Consider the following 20906-nt stretch of genomic DNA (forward strand, 5'->3'; position numbering starts at 1 on the left):
TTCCGAAGATAATCCTGTCTATCCTTAAATCCCATGAATCCCAGTTTAGACAATCCCCCTTAGCATCCCGGTTTTATTTCAGGACTTGTACATAGCCACTGTATTGCTCTGTATAGATCTGACTGTTCAGATTAATGATGTAGAAGTAGGTTCCGTCTGGTAATACTTCACCGTTTTTGTAGTTAGTTCCATCCCAATTCTTCAAGTAACCAGTACTCTTCCAAACCAGATTGCCCCAACGGTTGTAAATTAAAAACTCTGCATTCGGAAAGCTCTCTATATTCTCGATCTCCCAGGTATCATTATTTCCATCTCCGTTTACTGTAATTGCATTCGGTATCCTGATCGGTCTTTCAACATATACTGTTACCGAATCCTTACTCTTACACATATTCGTTGCATCCGCTACCGTTAAGGTGTACACGATTGTCCGATCTGCAATAAATGTCGGGTTGCTCACAGTTGTATCACTAAGGCCTTTCGCCGGTGACCAAATATACAATGCGCCCCCTGTTCCATTTAATTGACCAATTTCACCATCCTTTATGTATATATCTGCTCCTGCATTCGCTACTGGTGTCTGGATGATTGTTAGATTCCTTCCAGATGAAGTTTGGGAACACGTTCCATTGTCTTCAATAACTGTATACAAACCGCTCTGTGTAGCTGAATAACTTGGATTGGTTGCTCCGGGAATTACAATCCCATCACGAAGCCACTGGTAGGTAGCTCCCGCACTTACAGGAACAGTATACGTTACTTTCTCTGGAGAACATATAGTCTGATTTCCCTCATTAATGACAGGATTCGGAATCGGTTTGATATACATCGTAATTTTAGCAGATTCTACAAAGTTCGGGCCTATCACACAGGCCAGATTTGAAGTCATCCCTACCCAAACCTGATCTCCTGTTACCAAAGTGGAACTGCTGAAGGTCGTACCAGTTGCTACCGGAACAGTCGAATTGTTAACATACCAATTGTAAGTCGGTGAGGAACCTGTACCACTTGACGACTTAATACTGAATGTACTTACCAAACCTGCACAGTTAGGATTCGCTTCAATCGATACAGCTGCGGCCTCTGCATCTACTATATTTAAAGTAACAATATTAGAAGTTGCATCTCCTGCATTACATGTATTAGAAGTCGATACGACAACTTTTACTGATTTGCCATGATCTCCACTGACAGGATTGTAAGAATAAGCCTGCGCTGTACTTACAGGTGTAGTGCCTGAACCCAGGTACCACTTATAGCTAAATGTTCCTGTACCCGTTGTACTTGCGTTCGCCATGAAGGTGAATGTTGCTGAACCGGAACATACCTGCCCAGGATCGTTAATACTTGCTGTTACTACTTCAGGAGCAGCTACTGTGACAGTAATTACATTGCTGGAAACTGAACCACAATTACCGGATGTCTCTATCCTGCGGAATTGTGTTGTCGATGTCAAAACTCCTGGTGAGTACGTTGCATTGATTGCACCACTGATATCCGTCATAGTCGGGTGCGCTGCATCTGTGTATTGCCATTGATACGTGTAAGAGCCTGCCCCCCCTGAAGGAACATTAACACTAGTAAACGGATCAGGAACTTTTCCAGAACAAATTGCCTGATCACCACCGATCTCTCCGGCTGCCAGAGCAGGATTTACAGTGATCTTTACAGGGGTTGTAAATGCTTTATTACAAGGTGCAGGAGCAGATGCATCATCCACTCTGCGTCGATAATAAGTAGTGGTGGTTAATGTTGCTGTGGGTGTAAAGTCTTTGCCACCGTTACTTGGTGTTCCTATTGCAGGTGCCCAGCTTGCATCAACTGTAGGAGTTTCTGACTGCTGCCAGGTATATACTGCACTGACTGCATCTGAGGCTGCTATTTCTTTCAATATAGCTGCGGATGTATTGTGGCAAATAGTCTGATCATCACTGAGCTTCCCAGGCTTTATTCCCGGATTTACTGTAATCGTTATTACATTCGATGCCACAGGTATAGCACTTGCACATTCTTCATTGCTTACAAGTTCAACTTTCACCGTATTGCCAGGACTTGATGTAGAAACTGTCAGGTCGCTGGTCGTAAAGGTATTGGAGGAAGTTGCAGCTCCTTGTTTCGTCGTGCCGATATACCACTGGTATAGTGGTGATGGTCCTCCATCTGTTGGAGTTGCAGTAAAGTTTACCGCATTACCTTCACAAACATCCAAAACATCCGCTGTAATACTTACCGCTGGAGCTGGGACAGGTTTAATGTCTACATTAACTGGTATTGATACATCTGCAATTGGGCTTGCACACAACTCTGAGCTTGTCATGGTTACGGTGATCGAATTACCGGGCAGAAGAGTGTTTGTAGTATAGGTTGCTCCCGAGCCACCTACAGTTGTATTACCGTTTTTCCATACGTAAACCGGAGTAAAACCTCCGTTGGTTGGCACTGCTGTGAACGTTACGCTCTCATTCGGACAAATGCTTGATTTATCCGCTGTTACTAATACTTCTGGGATTACCGTCGGTTTTACGGTTATGATAATTTCTGGTGAGATTGCATCTGATGGGCTTGCGCAATCAGAATTGCTCACCATTTTAACAAAAACTCTGTCTCCGTTTTCTAATGTATTGATCGTAAACTTATCAGAATCAACTGCTGAACTTGCAGGCCCCTGGCTTACAGGAGTTAGATCTATTGCTTTCTTCACAAACCATTCATAAGTCGGATTGGAACCACCATTGCCAGGGGTAGCTGCAAAAGTTACATTCGTATTTTCACAGATAATATTGCCAGGATTGACCGCTACTGATACTGCTGGAGCTACCTGGTTCGTTACTGTCATTACAATTATATTGGATACAGCAGGATCAGGCTTTGCACAGGTCAATGAGCTTGTCATTTCGACATAATAACTGTCTCCATTACTTACAGCTCCTGCTCCGGAAGCCGGTGTTGTATAGGTAGCACCAGTTGCCGATGGAATTATGATACCAGAACCAATTGTACCTTTATACCATTGATAAGTTGGAGTACCGCCATTGGTTTCTACAGCAGTAAACGTAACAGCAGCATTCGCACAGGTTGTGCCAGACGGGGTTGAAATCACAACTGATGCCGCAACTGTTGGAGTAACCTTTATTTCGACGCTTGCAGTAGGCACACCTAAGCAATACCCTGATGAATCTATTCTTCTGTAATAAGTGGTGCTGCTCAATACTCCAGGAGCATATCCTGTTGCCGTTGTACTATAGGTTCCAAGATCTGTCCATGGGCCTGTCGTACCGTTTGTTGTCGAACTCTGCCACTTGTAATACTTAACGGTGACTCCGCCAGTACTTGGAGTACCAGTTAATGGATCCGGTGTTTCTCCTGAACAGATGGACTGATCTGAAGAAATGATACCAGCTACCGTTGTCGGTGTTACTGTAATCGCAATACTTGTAGTTGGCACTGCTGGACAATACCCTGAAGAATCTATTCTTCTGTAATAAGTAGTGGTAGTCAATAGGCCCGGAGCATAATCTATCGCTGAGGTGCTATAAGGTCCAAGGTCTGTCCAAGGACCAGCATTCGTAGCCGAACTCTGCCATTTATAATTCTTTACTGTTTCTCCTCCAGTGCTGGCTGTGCCGGTAAGAACATCCGGAGTAGAACCAGAACAAAGATTCTGGTCTGAAGATATCGTACCTGCAACCATAGGAGCAGTTATCCTGATCACTAATTTAGCTGACTCTTTATAACAGGCAGGTGTACCATCATTTCCATCTTCTACACGGAGTACGTATGTACCTGTGTCTGCCATAGTTGTAGCAGCTATTGTATACGGTGCATAGGTATTGCTTGGTGTGGTTACCGCAACACCATCTTTATACCAGGTATAATAGTAGTTTGGATTTGGCGGTATAGCTGTACCAGATACACTTAGAGCAGCACCCAGACAAATATTTGGATTCGAAACCGAGGTTGTAACTGATGTTGGTGGAATACAGTTTTTAATAGCTCCACAATTTACAACATACTGGGATTTGATATTGGTTACCCCATAAACAGTTGCATAACCAATATTAGTGATAAAATCAGCACAGGTATTTACTGTTGCATCAAAAGTACGTTCAATAATCGCATTGGCCAAAATCGGACCGGGAACTGTTGGCCAGGTAATTGTTGAACCTGTCAAAACTCCATTATCTGAAATATTCGTAACATTATTTAATTCCGCAGGTACAGGGTCTGTGATTACTAAATCAAATGCTGAATCAAAATGAGCTGTATAAGCTGAAAGTGCTTGCTGCGAACCTTTTGCGAAAATTCCGGCATAACCTGCTCCCAGTTCTGTAATTCCTGTTATTACTTTAAGAGGAGCTCCGGTAAAATCATTTATCCAGATATATAATTTGTCATCCTGCAACTCAGTTCTAACCTTTACCGAACTAAAGCTTCCGGGAAATGTCAGACCTGTAAACGCAGCTATAGGTGTATTGCTGCCATTTTGGTACAGTCTGATTTCTATAAAATTATTGCCATTAATATTAGGAGCGATCTCTAGTCTTAAACCTTTAAAATCAGCCAGTCCAGGTGTACCTGACTGGTAACGGTATAAAAAAGAGAAGGAACTTGAATTAGTAGGTGCTATAGTTGCTTCCATCCAACCGTTTACCCCATGTGCTTTTTTAGGTCCAAAAGCATAGCCATTGGCCCCTGGGGCATTGTTACCACCATTCTGGTCAAGAGAAATAACCGACCCGTTTAATTTAGGCATGGTTACCCCGGTACCTAATGTCTGCCAGTCTGTAAGTTGTGTGCCTGCTCCTGCCCATGAAGCTGTTGATCCGTCTTTATTTGTAAAAGTTAATTTATAATTGATAACATCTCCAACAACTGCAGAAGCCGTATTTGCTGATTTTACCAAAGAAGTCTCTTTAGGTGGTGTCGGAGGTACAGGATTGCAGGTAAGTTTTAAAATGACCGCAGAAGAATCTGGTGAATCCACATCTGACCAGATCCAGCCGGCATTGATAAACGTTTTTTCCGAGCACGGAGCCTTGGCTATTGTTCTATAGGATAAATTAGCTTTTTCCCCTGTAAGCATTGCAGGGATAGTCCATTTTACATATCCGGAAAATTTAGAATTCCCTGCTAAAGGTGTATAAGTAGCAGTAACACCAACAGCATTATCATCCGTAAACGCACTCCATTCCAGTTCGATAGGAATAGAGTCAGTCACCACTACATTGTATGTTTCACGTCCAGGAAGCGGACCATCACCAGCAATCCTTCTCCAGGTGTATCCATCAAATTCCTCAACCAAGACTTTTGAAAAATTCTTAACAGGTCCACCACAAGCATCTTTGCTGTAATTGTCAACCACTTCTGGTTCATATTTAGGTACTGAATTAAAGTTTGTGAAAGCCGGACTGATAGGAAAATAACTGTCCTCCTGTCCGTCATGGTCCGTGGTCCTTATGTTTGGATCGTAGGACCAATCATCTATTAATCTCGGCATTAACAACGTCGACGGATTGGATTTGAGTACCGTACGTATAATACTTGGCCCTACGACTCCTTTGTGTATTAGGTATTCACTATCCAGCTTATCATACACATGCATGGTAGGAGCTGTCAAAACGTTTGCAAATTGGGTTACGATTCGCTGGTTCCAGGCCCCTTTGGAATCCTGCCCCCATGGAATTTTCTGATATATAAATCTCATGGGATCAGAAGGAGGATTGTATCCGTATTTATCAAGATCATTTTGGTTGTCAACTCCTGCAGTCCAACCTGTCGGATTTGTTGCTGCATTGTATTCGCCAATTGCAGCAGGATCATTCATAAAATAAGAAACACGGTAATTTCCAAGATTTATATACGCCTCATGTGCGGTATGCCAGATTCTGTAAAACTGATAAAAACTCCTTTCGGCAAATCCGCTGGCTTGTGCATAGTTGGCATAGGAAACTACCACGCGAGGACGCCCTCCGTTCAGCCACAGATTTGAACCCGATTTATTTTCAAAATCCAATGTAAAGTTTACTACATCTCCTGGATTCATAACGCTTCTATCAGTAGTTTTTTTGATAGCCAGAACTCTGTCTTTCAAAAGATCAACACAGTTACGCTCCATCGTATACGTCGCGTTGTTCGGATATTCGTTGCTGGTCCAGGATGGTGCGTTCGATGCAGTAATAGTGCTTGTAAGACAAACCGTAGTAGCCATATCAATTGGCCTTACCCTTACCACAAATTTTCTGACACCCTTTGTTTGTTCAAGCCCACCGGTTTTGAAGCCAGGAACAGTTCCGATGTTCCATGTTATGGTAGATCCTGAAGCTGTTCCGCCACCACTCACAGAAACCACTTCATAGTTAGGGTCAAGAGTTGTTGTGATTACAACACCAGTCGCATCAATGGCTCCAAAATTTCGGTAGCTTACTTCATAATTCAGAATATCTCCTTCATATGCAAAGGTTTTATCTACATCCATATAAACCTTAACATTGGCACCCGCTTTCATATCTTCTGGTGAATGCAGGTTACCGGAGGCCGTTAACATTCCGAGTATCCTGAAAAAACCGTGAAAATATTTGGGGGTACTTCCTATATAACGTTCGTAGGGTGTCAATTTAGCTGAACCACTCTGGTCATCCCAGGCTAATTCACATTGTCTGTACAATTCAGCAGTCAAATCTAAATCACCTGAAGCAACTGCGGCAGGAGTTCCAGTTCCTGCCATCCAGTTTACACCATAATTTGCTAATACATTCCCATTTGGAAGATACTGCTGTTTTATTTGCGCTACTCCTTTCCAGTTTGGCTGACCTGGATCGGGAGAAGCTCCCAGTTTACTACAGAAAGCACTTTCTGAACTACTTGGAATAGAGCCCGGAAACTTCAGGAATTCCTTGTGCCTCAAAGCCATATCATATTCAAAGGTATTTCCTCCCGGCTCCACCTGATGTGTAACAGGATTCCAGGTTGAATCCGGATTACCATGCCAGACATAATTTAATATTGTCCGCCAGGAACACCTGAAATCTTCACCTGCAGCAAAAGGACCAAATGTTGTTACCGAACCATCATCGTTGACCGTATAGTTACCAGCACTTGCAATATATCCTTTGTCATACATTTGTTTTATTGTCCAGTCTGCAGAGGCCTCACACCGTTTACATTGACTGATCTGCCATTCTGTTCCTCCATTTTCTTCCAAAAACTTTGCAAATTGTCTAAAATACGCAGGTGCATTATAATCCACATATTTACTGGTTACCTGAATAGGATCTGGCTTGACCTTTGCCCAAGGGTATGCTGTATTAGCTGCAGAATACCGCCAATTGGTAAGTTCCCCCCAGGTATTACCACTTTTCAGATATCCATCAACACCTACGATCCCTGTTAAATAGCCTTTCATTCCTGCCTCTGCACCTAAAGGACTTACTGAATAATACAATGTATCAACCAGAAGTTTGATCATTTTCAATGCTTCATTTTTATAGCTGATCTCATTGCCGCAAGCATCAGTAATTCCCATATTATCTCCCCATTGCTTATGAGCCATTAAAAGTGCCATGGCAATATCCAAATCTCCATCAGCTGCAGAGTTGATAGTTGTAGAACTGATATTTGTATTTTCATCACATTCCCAGCCTGGGAAACCTGCTCCATATGTATAGGTAGGCCTTAGAGGAGCACAATCATAGTACTTTTTAACACCACTTAAGCGGTTGTCATGTACCCAAAGCCACAATCCGTCAAAAGTCTTTTTATCAGCAAAATGCGCCGCTGCAAGCATCGCATATCCATCACCTTCCGACACGAAAGTACCATACCCCTGAGGAACACTAGGATGGTTATAAACAATATAAGGAGTGGCATTGGCGCCTGTGCCCAGGGTTTTTCCCGGAACTTTCAGTGCTCTCCTCATCATAATAGTATAGGCCTCTCGCATAGCCTTTTCCATATCTGCATGTGTCACACCAACAGCATTGTTGGCTGCCAGAGTCTTACCTTCTTTGTACTCTAAGAACTGCGGAAACGGAAAAGCTGGATTATGCGTATTAATTTCTACATGAATGGTATCTCCGGGCCAGACCTGAGCATTAGCTGCTTTTGTAAAAACTAGAAATATAAAAATTGTACTTATTATGTAATTCAATGCATTGAATTGCCTATCCATGAATATTATCTTTTTGTTGCAAATTGCATTAAACCTATTTTGTTTATCCATCTATTTAAATTTACTCCTGTTTTCTATAAAAAAAATACAATTTTTTAATAAGAATACAACTCTACCGTGCCACGTAATACCCCAAAAAGGCCTAAAAGTAAACAGATCAAAGAAGCTAATTAGAAAGTTTTTTTTCAGGATTTGCAGAACTAAAGGAATGACAGGGATTCATGGAATTAAAGGATAGACAGGATTTGGTTGGCTGCAGCGGAAAGGTACCCATACACGCCTGGGGGAGTACTAATTTGAGAGAAGTTGTGACCTCGAAGAGGTCAAATGTTTATAGTAAAGACCAGAAAAATATCATACGCCCCTGTAAGGGTCGCACCAAGACAATGCCCAATTCTTAGTATTTAAATTAAAAGCTGTAACCCAATTTCAGGACAAGGCATATCCTTTAATCCGATGGATCCTAGTTCAGTCAATAATCCCTGCATCCCACGAATCCCAGTTCAGACAATTTCTCTGGCAGAAACATCTTTTAACAAAAATTCGTCCGCCCATTCTTTTAAGGCATCCATGATGGGAATCAAAGCTTTTCCTTTTGGGGTCAAAAAATATTCAACACGGGGTGGAATTTCTGGGTAAATCACTCTTTCAATCAAACCATCCTGTTCCAATTCCCTCAATTGAGTTGTAAGCATTTGTTTGCTGATATCCTTTAGCATCATATTTAGCTTCCCAAAACGATTGATATCGTTCATGATTAAGTATACAATTAGCATTTTCCACTTTCCCCCTATCACGTTTAAAGCAACAGTAACAGAGCAGTTTTCAACTTTTTTGAGTTTGGCATTATCCATAAAATACTGATTTACAATAAAAGTATGATTTCTATGACTATATCAGATTAATATAACTACTTACAATATAAGGACTAAAAAGTTAGAATTGCAATGTATATACTGACAAGGATCCGGAGTCAGGTCGAAAGTTCTTTACAACAAGGGGACAACCTTCCAATTCTAACACAGACTACTATGAAAAATTATGTAATAACCGGTTCGATAGGACATATCAGCAAACCAATTGCGGAGCACCTTATTGAAGCTGGCAAAAATGTAACGATCATCACCAGCGACGTCAATAAAGTAAACCAGATTGAAGCTCTTGGAGCTGAAGCGCTGATTGGTTCTCTTGAAGATAGCCAGTTTGTACAAGATGCCTTCAAGAATGCGGAGGTAGTGTATACCATGATTCCTCCGTTGATGAACACCAATGATCTGAGAGGAACTCAACTTAAAATTGCATCCAATTACGCTGAGTCTATTCGTGCGAATAAAATACCGTATGTGGTTACACTGAGCAGTATTGGAGCGCATATGGGAAATGGCTGCGGACCGGTAGATTCTTTGTCAGCCTATGAAAAGATGCTGGATCAGATACCTGGATTAAATGTAAAGCATCTCAGACCCTCCTACTTTTTCTATAATCTGTTTAATCAGATAGGTTTGATTAAAAATATGGGGATAGCAGGAGGAAATTTTGGAAACAGTAATTTGAGGCTTCCACTTGTGCATACCAATGATATTGCTGCAGCTGCAACAGAAGAACTGCTATATCTTAATTTCCAAGGTAGTTCATTTAGATATGTCGTGAGTGATTTCAGAACCACAGAAGAGATTGTACAAGTCCTGAGTAAGGCAATAGGAAAAAAGTTTTCATGGGTTGAATTTACAGACGATCAGCAGAAAGAAGGGCTATTGAATGCCGGTCTCTCTGTCAGTCATGCCGATGCCTTTACTGAAATGGGAATAGCAATGAGAACGGGTAAAATGTTTGAAGACCTCTACAAACACCACCCCACGCTTAGTCCAGCCAAGCTTGAAAACTTTGCAAGTGAATTTAGCCTTGCTTATAATGCTTTTTAAAGTTGAAAGTTAAAAGTTTAAAGCTTAAAGTTATATCACCCAATGGCCTGTTCTCCTGAACAGGCATTATTTTATTGTATTAAAACCTTTCAATATGATGAGCAACATTTCTCAAATGTTTCACAAGCTCATCATGAACAGAAACAAAGTATAATACTGAAAGCATATTTCTTTTGGTCATCCTGAGCTTGCGAAGGATCTGACAGTTATAAAAATGCTTTGCCAGTTTAATCTTTGCAGTACTTCTCTATCAAATCTTTGGTAATGAAATATCCTCCAAGCTCTTTTGCTACGTTTAAATCTGAACAAGCATTTACTAAATCATTCTTTTTTATGTAGTACAAAGCTCTGTTTTTATAAGCAAAGGAATTTCCAGGAAAGAGGCTCATTGATTTATTTATTAATAATATCCCCTCCTCATCCTCTATTGAGCATTAATTTAGAATAGGCTATATTATTCAGATTTACTGCCATCCATATTGAATCCTGAAACTTATAGGCATATTTTTCACCAATATCTATTGCCTCTTTATAATGACCTAATTCATTACTATAAAAACCATGTTTATAATCGGCCCAATAGAATTACTATCAATCTCACGCATTTTAAAAAAAAAATACATTGAGCTATCGTAATGGTTGAGGTTTGCATAAAATTCACCCATTGAAGAAAGATTGTACTGATCTTTAGGTCTTTCTTTCAACACATGATTAAAATGAATCTTTGCAGAGTCTGGTAGGTTTAGAATGCTGAAAAAATTCCCTTGTTAATGTATGGGCATTAATACAAACTGAATCGCAACTCTTGCTCAATCGAATAGTTTTAAAAGTTACTGCTTGTCCATTTATTAAATGATGCATGTGGACTTTCTTTTCCGTTTAATTCAAGAAGCTCCCAGAACAAATGCATGTGATTGGGCATTATAACATATGCATAAACTATTATTTTCTTCTTATCTACAAGCCAATTTAACTCTTCTAGAATTAATAATTTAAATTTATCCTCTTTTAAAAGATGTCTCCAATCCTTTATAGTATTTATCCAGTAGTAAACCTCATTGAAATCCATTCTGGAATTGCGAATTGTCTGTAAATAGGGGTTTTCCATAACTTTTGAAATATTAAAAGATTATATGTTAGCACCGATTGGCCTGTCGGGGGACTGGCCACGGTGAAGAAATTTACAAAGATTAAATGTTAGAGTGGTCTGTCAGGGGACAGGCCACGGTGAAGTGTTGTAATAAAAAAATAGAGGCTGCCCTTTTGAGGCAGCCTCTATTTTTGAAATCTATCTTGAATTTTGAATTTGTACGCTTTTATAAACGCAAGTCTATTGCTTGATTATTTTGTAATTGGACGAACTATTTTGTCCATCTATGGTCAGAAAATAAATCCCTGGGGCTAATTCTTTACCGATTGTTTCATTGTAGGCCCCTTTGCCCTGCTCTACCACTGCACCATGCAAGTCGGTGATTCTGAATCCGAATTCACCTGATTGTTTTATGTGCAGTCCTTCGTTGTTAAACGGATTAGGATAAATGTTGTCTTTATTCAGGCCTACTACATCTTCAATCCCTGTGACGATGGATTCCTTGAACTCAATGTAATTAAGGTTTACATAGTCAGTAGTCCCAATGGTAAGACGCATGATTTTTTGGCCTTCTGTTAATGGAACATTAGGTATGGTCACTGTTGTCCACGATTGCCAAGCTGTTGTGTTTGGAATGGCAATTGAAGCGGCGTTTGGCAGGTTTGTCCCATCCATAGCGACAGCTACTGTACGGCCAGCTCCCTCGCAAGCTACGCGAAGCGATACGTCGTAATTGGCTGATTTTGTCACATTTACTGTATATTCAGTCCATTCGCCTGCCGTAGCCCAACCAATATTGTATCCACCTCCCTCGTCCGTGCAGTTCTCAATGTCCACGTCCTCGTCTGTTCGGAAAGTGGCTCCACCTTGATTGCCCGAAGTGCCGTCAGAATATGCAAATGTATTCCCCCCCACATCATAGTTTTCTAGTTGTATGATGCCAGGAATGGGCCAAGCTGTACCTTTGTAAGGGCCTTGTGGCACGTTCACTTTGATCGTGATCACTGCTTCAGTGGTATTTCCGGAGTTGTCGGTAGCTACAGCCTTTATAGTATGTGTGCCAGCTGTTGCGTTGGTCCAACTAAAACTATATGGAGAAGAGTTGTCGGTCGTCAATAAGGTTGCACCATCATAAAATTTAACACTAGCTATAGATCCGTCCGCATCAGTGGCGGTTGCAGTAAGTGTGATTGCCGTGCCTTGAGTAAATGAGGCATTGTTTGCTGGAGAAGTGAATGCAACGGTTGGTGGGTTGCTGCCATTGCAGGCTGCAAACGGCGCTGGTGCAGGGCAACAAGAAAGGCTTGGTCTTGAGGCCATATATTGTTTTAACCAAGTCATGGCAGGACGATCTGTTAAGTCGGCATATTGAATTCCAGAGTCAGTACCACCTGAACCTTTTACGCCATTACCTGGAATCCATGTTGCACCTTGTACATAACCCCATAATGTAATACCAGCAACGTGAGGATGTTCCCAGGCAATTGTAAAAAACTCCTGATACTTAGTTCTTTGAGCAGCTTCATTTGGATCTGCAACAAGATCAAGTTCCGTAATGTGAAGTGGTAAATTCGTTTTATTCCATATCTCATCCAGACAAGCTTTAAAATTTGCCGCAGACAAATTAAGTTGTCCGTTCATACCATGAGCTTGCAGTCCGATACCATCAATCAAATTCTTTTTTCCGTCAGTAAGATTGGGAGCATTTTTAATTGCATTAGACATCTTTATATATTCTGCACGACAATTATTCCAGTTATGCTCTGTATTAAACTCGTTAATTAAAAGTGTAGCATTCGGAAAGTGTTTTCTTGCCAACTGAAAAGGCCATATTGCCCAACCGTAAGGATTATTTAAATCATTGGCGTTAGCTGCTTCCCTTTGATAGCCTAATGTTAATGCAGCTTTTAAGTTTGCAATTTCTCTATTAATGGGCGTATTAACTGGTTCATTCAATACATCAATAAAATTTAAACCACCCATAGGTTTATAATGGTCTTCAACAGCTTTATACCAATTTCTTATAGCCGTCTCAATTTGTGCTGCAGATGAATTTTTGAGATATCCTGGTGCTTGTGCGCCCCAAATTAAAGCATGAAACTTAAATAACCCCCCAGAATTTTTAGCAGTATTATAGGCCAAATCGGAATTAGAAAAATTATACTGGCCATTCCCTCTATCGCAACTTCCCCATTTGGAGCCATTTTCAGATGTGGTTTGGTTCCATAATGAAGTATAATTACTAGGTACACTGTAAGCGGTTATATTTCCCAAATATTTTCCCTTACATTTTCCCAACTGGGCATTGGCAGTATTCGTAAATATAACTTGCGACAAAAAAACGCCTGCCACATAAAACAACTTAAGTAGATTCTTTTTCATACTGTTGTGATTCAAAATGATTACAAAAATTTCCTATCTACAAACAAAGAGGTTAAAAGGTAATCACAAGGGGAGAAAAAAATATTACTTTTCCTTATTTTTTTTCATTTTTTCATAGAAACGCCTGATTTTTACCTACATCCCTACAAGTGTCTGAACCGGACGGAATCATTCTCCGTGGTCTACCCACTGACAGACCACAACTTTCCTTACCCCAAAATCCATTAAAATTAATGAGTTAAAATTTTTTATCTACTTCTATTTCATAAAAGTTAGCTAACGACCATTTATGATTTTCTGGAGTTATTACAAGAGTTCACATATACAGAGTGGCGGGAAAGGAGCAACAGTTTGAGCAACAGTATTCGTTTTTTTTCAAAAAGAATAAATTTTATCTATCTGGCAAACTCCTGATCGAAATTGCTAATATATTCTTAACTATCAGATCCTTCGCGAGACTCAGGATGACAAAGTATAACTATGCAGGTTTAAATAATAAGTATTTTAAAAGCCAGTTTGTCGAGAACTGGCTTTCTGTTTTAAGATATTTTCAAAGGTATCATTGTATGATCAGCTTTTCATTACTGGTAAAGCCTTCTGAAGTAACCTGAATCATATATACTCCGGATGTCATAGAACTAAGATCCAGTATGGTATCTGAATGGTAATTTTCTATAGAATATACCATTGTTCCTTTATCATTATAAACTCTTAGAAGATTTATGGTCTGGGAATCTTTAAGGCTGATCTTTACATTACCCGTTGTTGGATTCGGGAAGAATGTAAATCTTCTTTCTTTTATACTTTCAGTACCTGTTACCAGGTGCGTTTCAGCAGTTACAGGTCCTGCATAATCTGAACGGCTGGATGCGTTATAGGCATATACTCTGTACGTATAGCTTGTACCGGAATATAAGAACTTGTCAGTATACTCAGATGCGTTATATACAGTATCCAGAATTTCAAACTCCAGCGAGTTATTGGATTGTTTTTCAATAATAAACCCTGACTCATCTGTTGATTTATCTGTCCAGGTAAGCTTGATCTGGCTTGAGGAAAGAGCTGTTGCGACCAGATTTACAGGTGCTGCAGGAGGAGCTTCATAAGACTTCACTTTAATCTGTTTACTCCTTTCAGTACAACCTGCAGCAGTTGTAATTTCAAGATAGTACACTCCTGCCCCTGTCTTCATCACTGCATCTACATTTTCCTCCAATATCACATTGTCTTTGTACCAGGTATATGTAAGATCAGTTCTCGGCATTGCAGTATAAAGATAATTGCCATATTCGTAAATCAGCACATAAGCAGAAAGCTCTTCTGCTGAGACATCAACCATACTTTTTTTACCACCATATGTCATCTCAAAGAATCCGTATTGTGAAGGCTGAGGATTAAGGACTACAGGATCGCTCAGAGATGAAACAAAGTTTTCAGGACCTTTCCAGGAAACAGCTTGTCCGGAAGGAACGGAACTGTGCAATTTTATATCTCCTCCCAGACAGATTGGCTTTTCGGCATAGGCAGAAAAGTATTCACAATTAGTTGTAAAATCCCATCCCGTATTATTAGAGATATTGGTACTGTTATGACCTGCTTTAAAGGTTGCTCCACCACTTGCTTTAATATCTTTTAAATGAAGGTAATCAAGACATACTGTACCGGAAGGTTTAACGATGTGTACCTGCTTTCCCCCTGTTTCTGATGAAAAATAAATAGGGAAATCAGGTTTTCCATAAGCATTAAAATCATCATTGATATAGAGCGTATCACCGGCAGTCATGGTTATATTGCAACCCGGGGCCAGCTGCAAATAATCAAATTTAACACTTTTATATAATCTGATTTTGTAAGACAGAAGTATGGACTTGTTTATTTTGGATTTATATTGACTTAAAAACAGATTTTCAGATTCACAATAAAATTCCTTGACCAGGCCACTAAAAAGATTTGCCTGAAATTCGCTTGTTTTATCTACTGTAACCCGATTTACATGGCAATATTCCAGATGCAGATTAGTTCCGTTATCCCATCCATACAAGTTAGAACCAACTTTAAAATGGATATTATTTAATTCGATTATTTTGTCCGGAATACCACTATACGGATCATTCAATATATTGGTAACCATTACATTCGAATAATTATCTCCTGAATAGCAATAGATATCAGAATTTGCAGCATTCAGCACTAAATGATCACCTTGTATATGCATCTGATAAAAGATATGAATTTTTGAATTACTTATATCCAGATTTATTGGTTTTTCTGGTCCTAACTGAAAATAAGATCCAATATTCACTACGATATTACTGAGCAAAACGGTACCTGAATTGATAAGTAAATACGATGCAAAAAGGTCATCCACAAACGTAATGGACTTTTGCGCATTAATAGTAATGTTCTCAAGTTTGTTACCACTTGTTTTCACCTTTGAATCTTCCAATGCATTAAAATTAATGCTTGTATTAAAAAACATAGCAGAATCAAGGGTTAAAGAACCGTTAACTGTAACTATTGAACCAGATGTTGCAGGATAGTATTTAACATTTTGCCATGTCATGTTTTTGCAGGAAGCAGGCACATCAAATCTTAGTTTTTGATTAAAGTCATAAAAAGAATGCTCGTCAAAGACTACATTGTCCTGTAATGAAGGAACACAATTAGCGGGTTTACCACCGCTGGTATATGACCATTTCTTTCCGTCAGACCAGTTTCCGTTTCCACCTATCCAGTAAAAATTTATATTCTCAGACACAGAAATATTCCAGCCATTGTTTCCTCCCTGATCTATTGAATTGATAGCAGTAAACGTAGCCCCACCTGAAGCTGCAATATCCTTAAGAGTCATACGATCAAGATGTATTGCACCGGAAGACTTACTGATAGTGGGCTTTCCATCAATACCTGAAAGTTCAGTATAGGTACATGAAGGATTTACAATAAATATATTATTGATATACTGGGTCGTGGATCCTTTGAAAGATACTCCATGACCCGCTTCAAGCCTAAGGTTTTTAAAAGTATTCTTATCACCTTGGATAGTACATTTTTGACCCAGATATAAAGATTCTATTGTCACTCCTCCAGCGAATACTGTTACACCCTTATTTATATTTACAACATTAAAAGTATGATTGCTTCCCAAATCAACCGAATAGCCATCACCATGACACTCAATGGTTGAATTACCTGACTCTATTACAAGTGGATTTGACAACGATTGCGAAAGATTAAGACCGCGATTTATCCTTAGTGTGGAGGAATCTAGAATAAGTTTTCTTGATCCTTGTGTCTCTGAATTGCTTGGACCGAAAGAAGACGCTATAACCTTTTTATTATTGGTATTTAAAGTACCTGCAATAAAAGTAAAAATAGATGCCTGAAGGGAATCTTCCAGAATGTAGGATCCGGAACATCTCAATGTTATGTTATTCTTAAAATTCGTTTTGGCAAAATCTATCTTATTATTCATATCAGGTGACAGGAATTGTATCGGATTTAAACCGGCCACATCTATTCCTTTCTTAAAATACAATGAACCATATACCGAAAGTTGTCCAAATATCACCGGAAGGTATTTCACCGTTCTGAAGTCTATGGTTTTACAAACTGCATTACTCAAATCAACTTTCTCTTTATCTTTAGTAAAGCTATTCTCATCAAAGACAGCATCATTCATAGATGTAGGTACGCAATATGCAGGAGTGCCTCCGCTTGTCAACGACCAATGTGCAGGATCATTCCAGGAACCGGCTCCTCCAATCCAATAATAAGTTGCAGCAGACGCAGGTGTTATTGTTATACCTTTCGTGTTGCCATGATCAACGGAATTCGTAGCATTAAAAACAGCACCTCCTGTAAACTCTACTCCGCTTGCAATCACATAACTCATATCAAGCACACCTGATCTTTTTATAATTTTCCCCTTACCAAAGATCGAAAGATAATTGCCACAGTCTTTTCCTGATAGATTGGTCTGTTCCAGTTCAATACTTTCTGGTGCGTCCTTCACTTCAAATGATTTCAGATTATGAAACTCTGATTCTTTTATCAATACCTGTCCACGGACACTAACACTCTCTGCATTCGAAATAAGCTTGTCAATAGTAACTTTGGTGTTAAGGAATATAATTCCACCTGTCCGGTCAAAATGAACTGTATTAATCTTCAAATTTCCCTGAATGTACATCGAATAAGAACCTAGTGATACAGGGCCTGGAGAAAGAGTGTCCAGAGTAATTGCCGGCAAATCATAGTTCACAAATTCCAGGGTCGAGATTTTAGAGCCTGAGAAATCTGAGGTCAGGTTTTTACCATAAATAGAGCACGCTTTGATTACCGCTTTGGTATTTTTGAAATTAATAGATCGGACATTTGATGACTTGGATATAAACTCATTCAATCTAACATTTTTTCCTTCCGCATTGAGAGAGCCGTTTTCAAGGAACAGAGAATATGCATTTAAAGAATCCAGTATCTGCCATCCTCCCGTTTGGGAATCTAAAATAAAGTTTCCAGACTTGCCTGTAATAAACCTCGCACCTCGTTGAGCAATGGTATTTCCTGCATTGACAGATTTTAAAACAAAATTACCTAAGTAATCGATGCTCAGATTCTTATGAAGTTGAATACTTCCATATATATTGAAATTAGAGCCAATAGCCCCGCTTAATGTCATGACTCTGTCCTCTAAATTAAACGACAGGTTATTACAGGCGATAACAGTTTGATCCAGAGTAACATGAAAGGTGCCACTATGTGAGTTGAAATCAAATATGACATTATCAAAAGCTGAAGGTACTATCGTATGAAAGGAAGTTCCTCCGGAAGTAGTAGCCCAGTGGTTCTGATAATCAGACCACTTTCCTGTACCACCAACCCAGTAATAATCAGCAGCAAAAATTTTGACAGGTAAAACAAAGAAAACAATAAGGATTAAATGAAAGAATAGTTTATAGTTCATAAAAGTGTAATTTCAAACAAAAGATTTACAATATCCAGAAGGACAAATAGATCCGATTTAAAAATTTTATTGTATGTGAAGTTAAAGATTCATTTCCTTATATTCTAGGTGATACATACAATAATTTTACCGTGATAGTTGCACTTTTAGTTTAATTACTGAACTACAATCACTTTATTAAAAACTGAAAGTTTTTTTTTTGAGGCTTTTCCGAAATTCGCCCCTGAGCCTCCGACAGGCCACGGTGAAGGATTCAATTTATTTTCATTCAAGAATTGTTTTCTCCCCTCCCATTCTTTTTGTTCTTTTTGAATCTAAAAAGATAATTATCCGTAGCAGTATTAATATAATATCATCAGCAGCACTCAAACAAATCCTTTATTGTGAAAGAATTTAAATGTCAAAAGCAAGGTCTTGAAATCCTTTAGGATTTAACTTTAGACTAATATCACAAGGACATATTCGTTATTTTCAAATAAGTATAAAAACATAATTACTGGTTACTATGCATAAAAAAATATTTTCATTTTCTGTTGTTCTGACTGCACTTACAATCTTGTTGTGTTCATGTTCTGATAATAAAGAAAATCCCCTTCCGGCAATATTCACAAACTCAGCAACTTTAAACTTTAAAGGTGTAGAACAAACCAAAATGATTGCCACTTCCCAAAAAGATAATTCCAATAATTATATTCAAACAGGTACTTCAGGAAACAGCGGAGTATTATTCAATATTACGTTTGCTAATAAACCTACCAAGGATACCACTGTCAATCTATCTGAATCAGGACTGAAAGTGACATTAATTGTCCGTGAAGGTAATACTATTTGGAACGCTTCAACAGGTATTATTAACACAAAGGTAAAGGATGGAGTTACAACCAGTAGTTTTAATTCTATTGATTTTACCAAACTTGGAGGAGAGCAGGCGCAAGGGACAGGATCAATTACTACTAAAGACTAAAACTGAACTTTATCTATAAAGAGGAGAATGTAAGACATTTTTTCATTATACCGTCCTTTGTGGGTTAAAGTCAATAGACTTTAACCCACAAAGGAGAGCTCGGTATTCACCCTCTTCCAAATGCCGGATAAGCATTATTCTTGTATTCGTTGATTCTTTTCATTGTCCCGGTTGAAATATCTTAAGGAAGACTATTCAGGCTAAAAAATTTAAACTCACTTATTTCTGAATTACCCTTTTTGAGAAATATCTAAATTCCTTACAGATAAATACAGTTATACTTTCATTCTTCCCTTCATAGATTCTGTTATATAATCCAAACAATTCCACCTTATATACTTCCGCATTTAACTCTTCTTTTAGTTCTCTTTTGAGAGCATCTTCGTATGTATGGCTCCTCTTTTTTTAATACACCACCAGGAAAAATACCAGCTTGTTTGATAGGTATGTTTAACCAGAAGCACTTCATTATCCTTCATTAACATGGCCCTTGCTCCAAATGACTTTGGTTTTAAGATTTTCAATAAAAACGAAGCTGCCTTATATGTTAATAATTTATATCCTAATTTCCTCATAATGTCTTCATTTCACTATTTCCCAATTTACTTTTTCAGACAACAAATTCATGAATAAAACACCGAATCATTCACTTCTCTTTTACCAATCTTTTTTCTGATGTGTCCAACAGGTAGGTATGTCATTTGTCTGATTAAGCCATACAATTTTCCGGATAACCTCAGGGAAGAATTCCTTTTTCCAGATAAGAATTTTAAGTTTTTTATATAGGAGTTCCCTTTTCCTATATTGGAATTCTTTTTTACTATGTAGGAATTTCCTTTTCCTATATAGGAATTCTTTTTTCCTATATAAGATTTTTTTTCTTCTATGTAGGAATTTCTTTTTCCTATATAAGAATTCTTTTTTCCTATATTGGAATTCTTTTTTACTATGTAGGAATTTCCTTTTCCTATATAGGATTTCTTTTTTCCTATGTAGGAAATCCTATTTCCTAGTAATAATTGGATGTTTTTCTATGCTTTATCGGATACATTGAATTCATTTATCCGAACTGGGTCTCGTTGGATTAATAGATAGACTGGATTATCTTCGATGCACTGATCTTCATGGGATTAAGACATAAACAGGATCTTCGATAAGCTCTATCCTGTATACTCTAAAATCATGTAAATAGTGATTCAGACACTCTCACAATCCGAAGTAATTGAAAGTTTATAGATGGCTGCTCATTACCTTGTTGCACCCCCTTCAGGGTCGTATATTAATTACCTGTTCTTTTCTATAAATATATGACTTCTTCGAGGTCAGAACCTTTCTCAAATTACCCCTTCTTTAATCTCTTAAAAATTCTGATTCAGGAATTATTGAAATAAAGAATAACAAGATCCATTTAACTC

At 38.7% G+C, this 20906-nt stretch carries 9 protein-coding genes; 2 read left to right on the top strand and 7 right to left on the bottom strand.

Annotated elements, in window-relative coordinates; translation table 11 throughout:
* Positions 1-73: 73 nt before the first annotated feature.
* Complete coding sequence (locus tag MYP_RS16075) at positions 74-8167, bottom strand: glycosyl hydrolase family 8 (RefSeq protein WP_197060101.1); 8094 nt, start codon at positions 8165-8167, stop codon at positions 74-76.
* 503 nt (positions 8168-8670) lie between these two features.
* Positions 8671-9021 (bottom strand): winged helix-turn-helix transcriptional regulator, encoded by a 351-nt coding sequence (locus MYP_RS16080; RefSeq protein WP_045465339.1) that lies wholly within the window; start codon positions 9019-9021, stop codon positions 8671-8673.
* Between the two features lie 177 nt (positions 9022-9198).
* On the opposite strand from MYP_RS16080, the gene MYP_RS16085 reads away from it, so the two are divergent.
* Entirely contained in the window at positions 9199-10089 is an 891-nt protein-coding gene (locus MYP_RS16085; protein ID WP_045465342.1) for an NmrA family NAD(P)-binding protein, read from the top strand.
* Positions 10090-10316: 227 nt separating this feature from the next.
* Here MYP_RS16085 and MYP_RS26145 read toward each other — a convergent pair whose 3' ends face one another.
* The 4 genes from MYP_RS26145 to MYP_RS16100 form a co-directional block, all read right to left on the bottom strand.
* A complete protein-coding gene (locus MYP_RS26145) occupies positions 10317-10478 on the bottom strand; it encodes a hypothetical protein (protein ID WP_156140676.1) in 162 nt (53 codons plus the stop codon).
* Between the two features lie 434 nt (positions 10479-10912).
* Complete coding sequence (locus MYP_RS16090; RefSeq protein WP_052430265.1) at positions 10913-11197, bottom strand: hypothetical protein; 285 nt, start codon at positions 11195-11197, stop codon at positions 10913-10915.
* Between the two features lie 222 nt (positions 11198-11419).
* Positions 11420-13561 carry an endo-1,4-beta-xylanase gene (locus MYP_RS25245; protein WP_052430266.1) on the bottom strand — a complete coding sequence of 714 codons (2142 nt, stop codon included), beginning with the start codon at positions 13559-13561 and terminating at the stop codon, positions 11420-11422.
* Positions 13562-14120: 559 nt separating this feature from the next.
* Positions 14121-18527 (bottom strand): T9SS type A sorting domain-containing protein, encoded by a 4407-nt coding sequence (locus MYP_RS16100; protein ID WP_045465345.1) that lies wholly within the window; start codon positions 18525-18527, stop codon positions 14121-14123.
* Between the two features lie 505 nt (positions 18528-19032).
* On the opposite strand from MYP_RS16100, the gene MYP_RS16105 reads away from it, so the two are divergent.
* Positions 19033-19491 (top strand): hypothetical protein, encoded by a 459-nt coding sequence (locus MYP_RS16105; protein WP_045465349.1) that lies wholly within the window; start codon positions 19033-19035, stop codon positions 19489-19491.
* A gap of 359 nt (positions 19492-19850) precedes the next feature.
* Here MYP_RS16105 and MYP_RS16110 read toward each other — a convergent pair whose 3' ends face one another.
* The gene (locus MYP_RS16110) at positions 19851-20066 is read right to left on the bottom strand and encodes a hypothetical protein (protein ID WP_045465352.1); all 216 of its coding nucleotides are present in this window, start codon (positions 20064-20066) and stop codon (positions 19851-19853) included.
* Positions 20067-20906: the final 840 nt, after the last annotated feature.

The organism is Sporocytophaga myxococcoides (assembly GCF_000775915.1).
Lineage (GTDB): Bacteria > Bacteroidota > Bacteroidia > Cytophagales > Cytophagaceae > Sporocytophaga > Sporocytophaga myxococcoides_A.

What these genes read in the sequence shown, in the direction of transcription:
- MYP_RS16075 (WP_197060101.1), bottom strand. Translation starts at nt 8,167, where the DNA reads ATGGATAGGCAATTCAATGCATTGAATTACATAATAAGTACAATTTTT.
- MYP_RS16080 (WP_045465339.1), bottom strand. Translation starts at nt 9,021, where the DNA reads ATGGATAATGCCAAACTCAAAAAAGTTGAAAACTGCTCTGTTACTGTT.
- MYP_RS16085 (WP_045465342.1), top strand. Translation starts at nt 9,199, where the DNA reads ATGAAAAATTATGTAATAACCGGTTCGATAGGACATATCAGCAAACCA.
- MYP_RS26145 (WP_156140676.1), bottom strand. Translation starts at nt 10,478, where the DNA reads ATGAGCCTCTTTCCTGGAAATTCCTTTGCTTATAAAAACAGAGCTTTG.
- MYP_RS16090 (WP_052430265.1), bottom strand. Translation starts at nt 11,197, where the DNA reads ATGGAAAACCCCTATTTACAGACAATTCGCAATTCCAGAATGGATTTC.
- MYP_RS25245 (WP_052430266.1), bottom strand. Translation starts at nt 13,561, where the DNA reads ATGAAAAAGAATCTACTTAAGTTGTTTTATGTGGCAGGCGTTTTTTTG.
- MYP_RS16100 (WP_045465345.1), bottom strand. Translation starts at nt 18,527, where the DNA reads ATGAACTATAAACTATTCTTTCATTTAATCCTTATTGTTTTCTTTGTT.
- MYP_RS16105 (WP_045465349.1), top strand. Translation starts at nt 19,033, where the DNA reads ATGCATAAAAAAATATTTTCATTTTCTGTTGTTCTGACTGCACTTACA.
- MYP_RS16110 (WP_045465352.1), bottom strand. Translation starts at nt 20,066, where the DNA reads ATGAGGAAATTAGGATATAAATTATTAACATATAAGGCAGCTTCGTTT.